We start from the raw sequence: 11,440 nt of genomic DNA, 5'->3' as shown, positions 1-11,440 counted from the left end.
AGGTTTTTTTATAACTCTTTGTTTCAAAAAAAAGGGATTAATCTCAATACATTTAAAATATTAAAAATGTCTGATTTTGATATTTTTCAGGCTTTTAGTGTCAAGTCTTTGATTTTTAGAGTGATAATTTGGTTTTAATTAACTTTTAAGCCTTAAAAATGTGAGCCAAAAAATTAGAATTTTAAAGAGATTTGCACTTTTCTTGTGTATTTTAATGCTTTCTGTTAATTGTATAAATGATGAAAACTTAGAAAAACAAAGCGGGAATTCAAGTGCTAAATTAAAAGAAGCACAAAATAATAGAACTGGAAAAATAACTGCTGGTAAAAGACTTTAATTTATAAAACCATGAAAAAAATAATAACAATTGACGATTTTAGTATTGGATTGCTAATTTGGCAAATATTTAATGTGATACTTATTTTAGTGGTTATATATTTTTTCTATAAGGTGTGCCAACTTTTGAAAAAGAAATTATAGTATTTGTAATAATAAAAAAGCCTTTCAGAACACTGAAAGGCTTTTTTGAAATTTCACTTATTTAGGAATAGCTATTTTGGCTCTAAAACCTTTGTCTGGTTCTGTTTCAAAATCTACAGTTCCTTTTACGGCCTGAATACGGCTTTCCATGTTTTGGAGACCATTTTTTGCAATCTTATTTTTTTCGCAACCAATACCATTATCGGTGTAGTTGATTAAGATTGAGTTTTGGTCGTTTTCAAATTTTACGACAACAAGATTTGCCTGGCTGTGTTTTTTCATATTTACCAGTAGTTCTTGTAAAATTCGGCTTATGGTGACTTTTTTTATATCGTCAACAATTTCCCAATTTATATTTTCTAAATTAGTAAATATGATATTTCTTTCAGTGGTATTATAAGTCGAAAGCAATTCTTTAATGCTGCTGGTAAAATTTGCACCCGTGTCAATTTTATTATTTTCTTTAGAAATTCCTCTTACACGGCTATAAATATCATCTAATTTTTGAAGAAGATTCTCTTTTGTATTTTCTTTAGACAAAGACTGAGATTCGGTAAAAGCAATCACATTATAAACATCGTTTGCCAGCTCATCATGGATTTTTTTAGCAATTCTCGTTTCGGTTTCATACGAAGCTCTAAATTCGGTTGCCTTGTTTTTATTTTTATAATAACGGATTAAAATTGCTATTAAAATGACTAAAAAAACAAATATGATTACTAATACAATTCGCAAATATTTTTCTTTTTGAAGCGCTAATAGGTTTTCAGCTTTTTCTAAACGAAGTTTTTCATTTTCGTCTTTTTCTTTTTTAGCATCATATTTAATTTTAGCAAATTTATTTTTAAAGTTATTTCTAACCTTAATGATACTATCATTTAACGTAAAATACTTTTGAACATATGTATGTTTTTGAGCACTGTGATCATTTGAAATTAAAATTTGCAACGCTTCTAATCTTTCATCAACACTATTTAGTTTTGTGGAAATATTATATGCTTTCAGCGCGCTTTCATCTGATTTTTGAATTTCTTTTTTGGAATAATAATCTGCTAAGTGAAGGTAGCTTTCAATGCTTCCGTACGTATCTTTAATTTCATTTCTTTTTTGGAGCGCATTATCCATTAAATGAAATCCTTTTTCATCCATTCCATATTTAAAATAGGCATAACCCAAATTATCTTGAATTCTTGCTTTATCAGGCGCTTGAGCTTCATCATTTAATAAATTTTTACCCAAAATAGATTCTAAAAGGGCAATTGCCTTATCGTACTTTTTTTGTTGGATATAGATTGGGCCAATATTAGATAGAGGGCCTAGTTTTGCAATAGGATCTTCAAATTCTTTTGCAGATTCTTTATAATAAAAAATAGCATCATTGTAAAGAGAAAGTTCTTTATCTGCAATACCTAATATAAGATTTATATCAGCAATGTATGCACTCTCTTTTTTGAAATATGTTGATGCTTCAGTAAGAGTTTCCTTGCTGCCATAATAATCTCCATTGACCTGCTGTATTCTTGCTATCTTTATAAGGATATATCCAATGTTGGCACTGTCTTTTAAAGTTTCGTAAAGTTTTTTCGATGTATTAAATTCATGAAAGGCCTCACCAAAACTTTGTTTTTCAAAATTTTCAATGCCTTTATTTCGTATGCGTAAAGCTTCTTTCTTTATCGTTTCTGTATTAGGATTTGCCGTCTTTTTTTCTTTACAAGAAAAAAGAAAAAGGAGAATAATAAAATAAAAAAACGGGGACCGTAACATATAAATTTACTTTCCCCGAAAATAGTAATTAATTAGATACTAAAAAATATATTATTCGTCAGCTGGAGGAGGAGGAGTTCCACCACCACCATCACCAGGACCCTCACCTCCAGGAGGAGTACCAGTACCTGGAGTACCGGTACCAGGACCATCCTCAGCAAAGGTATCTTTTGCTGGATTAATAGTTTTTTTTGTTTCTTGTTTTGGTTGCGTTTCAAACTCATCCGGAGTACAAGAAAATATAGTGAACATTAACGCAATAGCGCTAAAAAATAATAGTTTTTTCATTTTGATTTAATTTAGAAATTAGACATAGGTATTGCTGTCCGGAGTTATCCAGAGTTCATTATTGACAATACCAAATTGATTTTGGGAAGTTGATCGTGTAGAACTGTAAGACGTAATTTAAACTTCCCGAATAAACTCGGCCTTACGGTTTTCCACAATGTTAATTAGAACTAGTTTTATATTTTTGTTTTAGTCTGCAGACAAAACTTGAACTAATTTCTTATGCAAAGGAAAGGCACTTCTAGGCTACTGTAGATAAGGAATTCCCGGAATTCCTGCGTTTTCCTGAGATTCCTATGATTTCCCAATAAAATAAAAATGCAATGCCTGTTTTTTGATTAAATTTTATTTGATTTTAGACATAGCTCTATTTTAATAGAGACAAAAAGCCACACAAAAGTTGGTTGAAGTGTAAAAAAAAGTAGTAAAAAAGTGGAATTAAAATAAAATTTGAAAGTGCTGATAATGATTTGAATTTTAGAAGTCAAAAATAAAGGCATATAAAAATGTTTTGATTAAAAATGAAAATAAAGAGTCCGAAGAGATTCTTAAAAAAGACAAGATGAATAATACATTAGAAGAATATAAAAAGGCGATTAAAATTAAATATGAACTCGAAAAAGAAGGAGAACACTTTGATTATTTGTATAGTCCGTCTCGAGGAAAACTTCGCGATTTGTGCTGGCTTATTTTCGAAAATAACCCAACCCAAGATGATTTGAATGTTTTTAGGAATTTATTGTGTTTAGATTTTGATCATAAAAAAAAGAATAAGTTTAAAGAACAAAAGGATAAGTTTAGACCCATTGAAACCTTTTTTAAAGGAGAAACAGATCCTTCAAATATTGACGCAATAAATCTCGCGGCAGTTTTGGTCGATTTTCAACCGCGACCTTTTAAAAGGTTTAATGAAAAGTGTAGAATTGAAGAAGCCAAAACGACTGGAAATGTAGAAAAAATTAAAGCAACTGCTGAAATCGATAATGAAGTCATAGAATTAAAGAGTTTTGTGAAAAATGAAAATGAAGGGTCTAAAGAAGTTCCTAAAAGAGGAAATCTTTTTTTGAATTTAAAAGACATATTTTCTAAAAAAATAGTTCAGAAGATATATCCCAGAAAAGTAATTACGATTGCAATTGGAGCGGTCGCATTAGTGTCTTCTGCATGTTTATATTTTGTGCAGAAAAAAGATTAGGTAGGGTAATTTCCAAAAGAAGATTGAAAGCATTTTGAGAAATAAAATGCAAAAAGTTGGAAAAAGAATAATTTTTTGAAGAGTAATTTAGGCATTTAAAAAGTTTGTTTTTCGGCATATATTTACTGTTATTTATACTATAAAGATAAGAAAAAAATACCGTTAAACCTAATAAAATCAACGAAATAATGATTTTTTTTTGCTTTTTTTTGGAAGTTTTTTTCGTATTTGTTTGCTTAATAAATGAGGCTGTAAAATTTGCTTTTTAATTGGATTTCGATAAAATTATTTATATTTATAAGGCAGTAAAAAAAGTGATTCTGTCAACAATCTATTTAAAAATTCATTCATGAAAAAGGTATTAATACTATTAATTGTTTTATGCGCTTTCGGTTGTAAAAAGTATGTCGTATCGTTTGAACAGCCAACCGAAATGAAACTGGACAATCTAAAACTAGAAGTATTTCTGGATAAAAAGAAAGTTCAGGATATTAACTTGAAAGCAACAAATGAAATGCCGACTTACCAAACAGCAGAGCTTTCAATATCGGATGATGGAAAGCATCTGCTTCAGGTTAAAACAAAAGATACGACCTTTAGTTACGATGTAAATTATCCAGAAGAAAAATATATTGTGGTAACGGCCCACTTAATAAATAATGGGAAACTTTATATTGGAATTAGAAAGCAGAATTATAAATTTAGATTTTAATTGATTAAACGGGATTTATTAAAAATATAAAAGCCTTTCACATTTAATGAGAAAGGCTTTTGCTATTTTTAGGAATAAAGTCTTAAGATAAAAAATCTTTGAGCCAGAATCCGGAATTTTTGATTGTTCTTTTTTGAGTCTCAAAATCGACATGAATTAGCCCAAATCTGGCGTTGTAACCTTCGGCCCATTCAAAGTTGTCGGTAAGCGTCCATACGAAATAGCCATCTACATTTAAGCCATCTTCTTTGGCTTTCAAAATTTGTTCTAAATGATCCTGAATATAATGTGTACGTTTAATATCGTGCACTTTTCCGTTTGTAACCGTGTCTGGGAAAGCGGCACCATTTTCGGTAATTATAATTTTTTTGATGCCGTCGTATTCGTTGAATCTTTTTAAAACATGGTAGAGAGCGGGAGGGTAAACTTCCCAGCCCATATCAGTTGCGATGACATTTCTTTTTTCGGCACTAATTAATTCGGCACCGATATACGGAATTATCAACGACGATTTTACAACTTCTCTGGTATAACATTGTAGACCAATAAAATCGAAATCAAAAGCGATGTTTTCCAAATCATCGGACGCAATATAATTGTTTAGTTTTTTTAGAACTGGTAAATCGCCTTGTGGATATCCAAGTCCTAAAAGTGGCTCGATAAAAGTTCGGTTAAGCAGAGTGTCGACACGTTTTGCAGCTTCGGCATCTTTTTGACTTGTTGTCGCAGGTTCAATATGAGTTGAAGAAAAAGTAGTTCCAATATTGGCATCAGGAATTCTGTTTCTAAGTATTTTTCCTCCGGCTGCAGTTGCCATTGTAACGTGATGCATTGCTTTTAGGTAATTTGTAATTCCTTTTTTTCCCGGTGCGTGAATACCCAAAAAATAACCAGCTCCGGTAAAAACAGAAGGTTCATTAATAACCATCCAGTTTTTAACACGATCGCCAAAATGCTTTGCACAGATTTCGACATATTCTGAAAACCAGGAAATAGATTCGCGATTCGTCCATCCGCCTTTTTCTTCCAGAGCGTGCGGTAAATCCCAATGGTAAAGTGTAACCCAAGGTTCAATTCCCTGAGCAAGCAATGAATCGATGATTTTATTATAGTAATCAATTCCGGCCTGATTTACAGGATGAGTACCTGTAGGCATAATTCGTGGCCAGCTGATCGAAAATCTAAAATTCGGGATATTTAATTCTTTGATTAAATTAATATCATTTTCATACGAATTATAGAAATCACAAGCGGTTACAGCATGATGTCCGTTTTTAATTTTCCCTTTTTGAGAGGTAAAAACATCCCAGATCGAAGAACCTTTTCCGTCTGCATCATGAGCACCTTCAATTTGAAATGCGGCGGTAGAAACACCCCACAAGAAACCTTCTCCAAATTGATTTTTGTTTAGAAATGAGTTTTCAATTTTATTCATTCAACTATGTATTCCTTGATTTTTAATTGATTTTTTAATGAAGGAAAGAAGATTGCATAGCTCTTAAAAAAAGCCACTCTTTGAATGATACCAGAAAATTTAGATTAAAGAATTTCATAACTTTTACTTTTATTCAAATTAAGAAAACTAATGTGAATAAATTGTAAAGTCATTATTATCAAATAATTAAATAAGATGAAAGTGATCAAAAAAACGATAAAAAGCCCCCAGAGGAGCTTTAGTTAATAAAGTATTTGCCGAGAGTTAAATAATCCCCATATCCTTTGCAATAAAAACTAACTGAACCGTATTATTAGCTTTAAAGAAATCTTTTAGTTTCGATAATCTTTTTTCGATAGCACTTTTGCTGTTTGGTTTGACATCTGCATTTTTGAAAATTTCGATGATATCATCCTGCGATTCTCCTTCAGATAAATATTTTAGGATTTTAATATCAATATTATCAATTTCAAAATTATTTTTTTCCTGCAATAACAAAGCAATTTCTGGCGAAATAAATTTTTCATTAGAAGATGAAATAATCGAAATAGCTTTTTTAAGCTCTTCAATGCTGTTTCTCCCTTTCAAAACAAAAGCATTTATTGATGCATTTTCAAAAAGAGATTTGATACGATAACTTTTGTCTTCGACCGAATAGGTTAGTATTTTAATATCAGGCTGGATTTCTCGTGTTTTCTGTACCAATTCGTCGCCACTGGCAAGTTTTACCTCGCGATGATCTGTTTTGAACGAAAGGTCGCTTATCAATAAATCATAAGGATCATTGTCCTGAATGGCTTTACGTATTTTTAAAAAGGCATCGTCACAATATTTGGAATAATCGAAATTCTCAATTCCTAAATCTTTTAGGACTTGTTCGATTCCAAAATTGATGCTATCTAAATCTTCGGCTATCATTACTTTTTTAAACATAAAAAATTATTTAGGCATGGATATCTTTACTTTAAAAACCTCTATCAGGTTCAGTGTCAAAATTAATAGTTCCTTTTGTAAACAAAGTACGGTTTTCCATATTTTGGATACCATTTTTTACAAAAACAGCTGTTTTGTCTTTGTATGAAACAAGAAAAACAAAAATAAGAAGACATAAAAAGAAAATCGTACCAAAAGATTTACTTTCCCCGAAAGTACTAATTAATTATTAAGTGCAATTTATTTATTCATCTTTTGGCGGCGGGGATAGAAACTCTTCTGGAAAATCGTCGGTATAATTTGATTTTGCACGTTCTATTTCTTTTTTAATACGATCATATTTATCATCATAACAAGAAAATAATATTGTGTTCAAATAGAACGAAAAAATATTTTTTCTTTTTTATTATGGCTTAAAAATTTGGCATAAGCATTGCTATTCAGAATTGTTCTGAATCGTTTTTTGGGCAATGAAACTTTCTGTTTGTGAAGAAAAGAGCGTAAAATAGTAAGTCTTGATTTAGGTTTTCCTCCTAAACTAAAATTTACGGTTTCCCGCAATTTCTAGGTGAACTAGTTTTGTAAATTTGTTATGATCGCGAGTCAGAACGAGCACTAATTCTAAGGTAAAGTAATCATTTATTTTCCTTTGAATTGAGAAGGAAATCCGGAGATTCCAAATGTTCCAGATTTTCTTGAAAAATCCGAGAATTAATCTTAAAAATCCTGAAAATCCTGAATGTATATGGACCACATTACACGATGCAATTATGAAAAAGCTTATAAAGAAGCTATACGAAGAAAATATAATAGCGAAAAAGAATTAGGGGAAAACTCTAATTATCTGGAGACACCTTCTCAAGCCCATTTGAGAGATTTATGTTGGAAAATATTACGTGAAAATCCTTCTCCAGACGATTTAAAAGTGTATTGGGATTTTAAAGGTGTTCCTTTCGATAAAAATATGGAGGATACTTGTACAACTTATACGGATAAGTATAAAAAAGTAGGCGCATTTTTGAAGGGAGAGAAAGAACCTCTAAAAATAGATACCGTTGATATGGCTGCAATTTTGATTGATTTTCAGCCAAGGCCTTTCAGAAAATTTAAGGCTAAAGCAATGTCTCAGGAAGAGCAAATTACTGTTTTTGGTCCCGACGTTTTATACAAAAATGAAATTGAGAAGGCTCCCGAAAATTTGAAACATCCTGAAAATGCAGTTTTTGCGAAAACACCAAATAAGAAAAGAAAATTTAGAATTTATAAGTCAAAATTTAAAATGTTTCGAATTGCATCAATAACGGCTGTTCTTTGTTTGATTGGCGTTATTATTTATTTGGCGCTTCCGCAGAAAGAGTGTATGCAGTGGTCAGGCGATCATTATGAGCTTGTTAGGTGCGATTTGAAATCACAAAGTACGCTTACACGAAATCCAGTTGAATTGTTAGATGAAAGTTTGGTTCATTTGCAGAAAGTAGATATTGATGATCATACTATTTGTTTTGATAAATACGGGCGCGCTATAATTTGGTATGCCCAAACTGCTGATGGAATTGACTTTTTTAACGGTCACGGAAGGCATCCTGAAAATAATATTGCACTGAAACCAGTCACAAAAGATATTTTTAGAAAGTACGCACATAAACCTAGTGCAGCAAAATAAAAAATCTCCCAAAATAAACTTTATTTTGGGAGATTTTATAATTCGTTTTTATTGATTCGGTTATTCTTTCTTTGTACAATTGCCATTCGTTGAATAATATAAAGAAGAAATTAATCTTCCCAACCACAAAGCGTCAAACCGTATCCTTGAGCTTTTTTAAGGCTAACTTTTGTAATTTCATGATTACACGAACTTAGTCCACGACAGTTTGCATTATAATGATATTTTTTGGCACCTGTTGGACCGCATAAATATACTGTGGTTTCGAGCGGACAAAATGAAGTTAAAAAAGTAAAGAGAAGTAATAAAGCATATTTCATTTTGACTTAATTTATTTTGCTACTAAGTGATATTCATTTCCTTTATTATCAAATGCTTTTAATTTTCCGTATGAAATCCATTCTGTACAAATTTCTAGCTCAGGAATGCTATCTATCATTAAAATTCCTGCACCATATTTTCCTTGAACATTTATATTTCCAAAAACCGAATCACCTTTGTAATTTATTCCTTTTACATCATAATTGTATTCGTAATGACCTGGATTTCCTGTGCGGTATTCATATTGATAGGTTTTATTTACGTGATAAGTTTTAGCTTCTTCTGGTGTAATGGTTTTTCGGTCGTCTGCGGTAACTGTTTCTTTATAAAACGTATTGATGTGCTGTGGAGGCAGAGCACCAGATTTTTTGCAAGAATAAAACGTAAATAATAAAGGCAAGATGAGGTAGTTTTTTTGCATAGGCTTTGTGGTATTTGGTTTAGAGCTAAAAGCTTTATTTAATTTAGTTTCTAAATCTAAATAGAATTAAATTCTTTTAAGTGAGTACTTATACGTGATTTTATTCTGTTTCGTAAAGCGCCACAGTATCTAATAATTCTTTCTCAAACTGATAAATATCGTCGATTGATGAAATCGAAATTTTTGACTCTGTTTTATTATCATTAAACAGGCTTATGTATTTTTTACCGCCATTAAGATGTAGTCTGCATAAAGGCTTACGGTTGTTATCATCTAGTAAGATTCCAAAATAGGATTGCGTATCGCGATAAACAATTCTGTTGGTTGGAAGTTTTCGGCGTAAAATGGCAACCACTATTCGATAACCGTCTAGTTCCTCTTCAGTTGTATTAATTTTATTGTCATCTTCAATTACTGAAATTTCTTCGACTTGCTGTTTAATTGTTTCTTTTGTTAAAGCGGCATTTAAACGATCATTAATTTTATCATTGATAAATTGATTTACTGATTTTTGAACTAAGTCTTTAAATTCATCAACAACTTTTTCAGTTAGTCTGCCTGCGTATACCTTATTGGCAAAAAGTTTTGTAAAATCATTTGAAGGGTTTTCTAATTCTGCACTTATCTGTTTTTTGATTTCTTTAATGTATTTTAGAGAACTGGCATTGCTTACAATATTATTTACATCAAAATTGGCTTTATGAAATTTTGCAATTTCGTTTATTGTATTTTCCTTTAGATTGCTGATATCAAATTCCAAAAATGGTTTTTCATCCATTTTATTTTGATCATCTAAATCGGTAAAAAATTGATATGTAATGCCATTTGTCAAAAGCGCAAATCTGGTTTTTGTAACATGGAAATAACGGAATAACTGCGAATTATGAACCGTAAGATTTTCTTTCCAACTTTTGCATTCTACAATTATAATGGGTTCTCCATTCTGGAAAATAGCATAATCTACTTTTTCTCCTTTTTTCAGCCCAAGATCTGCTGTAAATTCAGGAACTACTTCTAACGGATTAAAAGCATCATAACCCAAAATATGTATAAAAGGCAATACAAAAGCATGTTTTGTAGATTCTTCAGTTTCAATTTTACTTTTCAGCTGATTTATTTTATCGGCTAATGATTTTAGTTGAATGTTGATTTCCATTGGTTTGTGATTTAGATTAATATTCAAAAGTAAAACCTATCAAATCAATATTTTATGGAAATCCGTAATCTGATAAAATTTAGAAAAGAAACTTTTTTAGAAAAGGATTTAAACAGAAAAAAGAGGACAATGATGTTCCTCTTTAAAGCATTTAGGTTTTGAATTTTTTACTCTTTTTCTAGAATAAAATCCTTTATAATTTTATCTGTATTTGAAGGCAGATCAGCATTTTTAATTTCGAAATGTTTTATTTTCATTTCTGAGAACCATTTGCTCCAATACGCTTTTATAACTTTTTCCTCAAACGGATTATTTTTACTTGGATTTATTCCTAAAACTAAAACTTCGAGATTCGATAAATCTTTATCAATTTTAATGAATCCAAAATTTTCTTTCTCGAATTTTTTCTGCCAATCGTTGTTATTTAATCCATTCTGTTTAATTAGCTGAGGTGTTAAATAGCTCGATAAATTTCCATCTTTGATTTGCGTACCTTCATAAAACATATATCCATCTGTCAGAATAATCAAGATGTTTCTGTAATTCTTATCAATACATTGATCTTGAATTTTGCTGTCAAAAAAGTTCCAAATGTCAGACCCAATATATTTATCATCTTTAATTGCTGAATCATATATTTTTGATGTTTTTGAAGAATAGGTTTCGTTAATAGAATTCAATAATTTTTTTGAAGCATTGTCTTTGTCAACAGTAATTCTTAACTCTTTGGAAATAGAATTAATTTCAGAGTTTTCTGGTTCAGGATTAAAGAATAATTGCATTTTGTCATCAATCTGCCTCATTCTTTTTGATTTCAAATGCTGAGTAAAAGCTTCAGAAACCGATTTGATATATCCTAAATCTCGTTGATAGATTTCCATTGTTGGATTTGGATTTTTTTTGAGACTTATTCGGTCTGATAAATCCACCAAGATGCTGATATTATAATTTTCTGAAACTGAACTTTTAGTTGAGGTTTCCTTTTCTTCATTCTTGGTTTCTTCTTTGCATGAAAAGAAGAAAATCAACAATAATGACATTGTGATTCTTAGTATAGTTTTTTTCATAG

Annotated in this window: 12 protein-coding genes; 4 read left to right on the top strand and 8 right to left on the bottom strand. The window is 30.6% G+C overall.

The window, feature by feature from the left end:
* Window positions 1-160: 160 nt before the first annotated feature.
* Window positions 161-337, top strand: a complete 177-nt coding sequence (locus tag GQ47_RS23635; protein ID WP_193745222.1) for a hypothetical protein — start codon at window positions 161-163, stop codon at window positions 335-337.
* A gap of 200 nt (window positions 338-537) precedes the next feature.
* Here the strand turns inward: GQ47_RS23635 and GQ47_RS09405 are convergent, their stop codons facing one another.
* A complete protein-coding gene (locus GQ47_RS09405) occupies window positions 538-2,247 on the bottom strand; it encodes a tetratricopeptide repeat-containing sensor histidine kinase (protein WP_035647596.1) in 1,710 nt (569 codons plus the stop codon).
* Window positions 2,248-2,298: 51 nt separating this feature from the next.
* Window positions 2,299-2,499 carry a hypothetical protein gene (locus GQ47_RS09400; protein ID WP_035647592.1) on the bottom strand — a complete coding sequence of 67 codons (201 nt, stop codon included), beginning with the start codon at window positions 2,497-2,499 and terminating at the stop codon, window positions 2,299-2,301.
* 598 nt (window positions 2,500-3,097) lie between these two features.
* On the opposite strand from GQ47_RS09400, the gene GQ47_RS09395 reads away from it, so the two are divergent.
* On the top strand, window positions 3,098-3,730 hold the full coding sequence (locus GQ47_RS09395; RefSeq protein ID WP_152561016.1) for a hypothetical protein: 633 nt from the start codon (window positions 3,098-3,100) through the stop codon (window positions 3,728-3,730).
* Window positions 3,731-4,079: 349 nt separating this feature from the next.
* Window positions 4,080-4,442, top strand: a complete 363-nt coding sequence (locus GQ47_RS09390; protein ID WP_035647587.1) for a hypothetical protein — start codon at window positions 4,080-4,082, stop codon at window positions 4,440-4,442.
* 82 nt (window positions 4,443-4,524) lie between these two features.
* On the opposite strand, the gene GQ47_RS09385 is transcribed toward GQ47_RS09390, so the two are convergent.
* The 3 genes from GQ47_RS09385 to GQ47_RS23830 all read right to left on the bottom strand — a co-directional run bounded on the left by GQ47_RS09385 (window position 4,525) and on the right by GQ47_RS23830 (window position 7,186).
* Window positions 4,525-5,877 carry a GH1 family beta-glucosidase gene (locus tag GQ47_RS09385; protein ID WP_035647584.1) on the bottom strand — a complete coding sequence of 451 codons (1,353 nt, stop codon included), beginning with the start codon at window positions 5,875-5,877 and terminating at the stop codon, window positions 4,525-4,527.
* 264 nt (window positions 5,878-6,141) lie between these two features.
* The gene (locus tag GQ47_RS09380) at window positions 6,142-6,810 is read right to left on the bottom strand and encodes a response regulator (RefSeq protein WP_035647582.1); all 669 of its coding nucleotides are present in this window, start codon (window positions 6,808-6,810) and stop codon (window positions 6,142-6,144) included.
* A 244-nt stretch (window positions 6,811-7,054) separates the two neighbouring features.
* Complete coding sequence (locus tag GQ47_RS23830; RefSeq protein WP_256380878.1) at window positions 7,055-7,186, bottom strand: hypothetical protein; 132 nt, start codon at window positions 7,184-7,186, stop codon at window positions 7,055-7,057.
* Between the two features lie 369 nt (window positions 7,187-7,555).
* On the opposite strand from GQ47_RS23830, the gene GQ47_RS22860 reads away from it, so the two are divergent.
* Window positions 7,556-8,473 carry a hypothetical protein gene (locus GQ47_RS22860; RefSeq protein WP_051951461.1) on the top strand — a complete coding sequence of 306 codons (918 nt, stop codon included), beginning with the start codon at window positions 7,556-7,558 and terminating at the stop codon, window positions 8,471-8,473.
* A gap of 331 nt (window positions 8,474-8,804) precedes the next feature.
* On the opposite strand, the gene GQ47_RS09360 is transcribed toward GQ47_RS22860, so the two are convergent.
* From GQ47_RS09360 to GQ47_RS09350, 3 genes are all read right to left on the bottom strand, one after another.
* Window positions 8,805-9,215, bottom strand: a complete 411-nt coding sequence (locus GQ47_RS09360) for a hypothetical protein (protein WP_035647577.1) — start codon at window positions 9,213-9,215, stop codon at window positions 8,805-8,807.
* Window positions 9,216-9,315: 100 nt separating this feature from the next.
* Window positions 9,316-10,371 carry a type I restriction endonuclease gene (locus tag GQ47_RS09355; protein ID WP_035647575.1) on the bottom strand — a complete coding sequence of 352 codons (1,056 nt, stop codon included), beginning with the start codon at window positions 10,369-10,371 and terminating at the stop codon, window positions 9,316-9,318.
* A gap of 167 nt (window positions 10,372-10,538) precedes the next feature.
* Window positions 10,539-11,438: a hypothetical protein gene (locus tag GQ47_RS09350; RefSeq protein ID WP_051951459.1), complete on the bottom strand. Its 900-nt coding sequence runs from the start codon at window positions 11,436-11,438 to the stop codon at window positions 10,539-10,541.
* Window positions 11,439-11,440 lie beyond the last annotated feature (2 nt).

The sequence above is a fragment of the Flavobacterium sp. ASV13 genome, from assembly GCF_000745775.1.
Classification (GTDB): domain Bacteria; phylum Bacteroidota; class Bacteroidia; order Flavobacteriales; family Flavobacteriaceae; genus Flavobacterium.
This window is presented reverse-complemented; position numbering and strand designations above follow the sequence as displayed.

Bases quoted from the DNA above. Each gene is read 5' to 3' on its own strand.
- GQ47_RS09405 (WP_035647596.1), bottom strand. From the start codon at position 2,247: ATGTTACGGTCCCCGTTTTTTTATTTTATTATTCTCCTTTTTCTTTTT.
- GQ47_RS09400 (WP_035647592.1), bottom strand. From the start codon at position 2,499: ATGTTCACTATATTTTCTTGTACTCCGGATGAGTTTGAAACGCAACCA.
- GQ47_RS09395 (WP_152561016.1), top strand. From the start codon at position 3,098: ATGAATAATACATTAGAAGAATATAAAAAGGCGATTAAAATTAAATAT.
- GQ47_RS09390 (WP_035647587.1), top strand. From the start codon at position 4,080: ATGAAAAAGGTATTAATACTATTAATTGTTTTATGCGCTTTCGGTTGT.
- GQ47_RS09385 (WP_035647584.1), bottom strand. From the start codon at position 5,877: ATGAATAAAATTGAAAACTCATTTCTAAACAAAAATCAATTTGGAGAA.
- GQ47_RS09380 (WP_035647582.1), bottom strand. From the start codon at position 6,810: ATGTTTAAAAAAGTAATGATAGCCGAAGATTTAGATAGCATCAATTTT.
- GQ47_RS22860 (WP_051951461.1), top strand. From the start codon at position 7,556: ATGGACCACATTACACGATGCAATTATGAAAAAGCTTATAAAGAAGCT.
- GQ47_RS09360 (WP_035647577.1), bottom strand. From the start codon at position 9,215: ATGCAAAAAAACTACCTCATCTTGCCTTTATTATTTACGTTTTATTCT.
- GQ47_RS09355 (WP_035647575.1), bottom strand. From the start codon at position 10,371: ATGGAAATCAACATTCAACTAAAATCATTAGCCGATAAAATAAATCAG.
- GQ47_RS09350 (WP_051951459.1), bottom strand. From the start codon at position 11,438: ATGAAAAAAACTATACTAAGAATCACAATGTCATTATTGTTGATTTTC.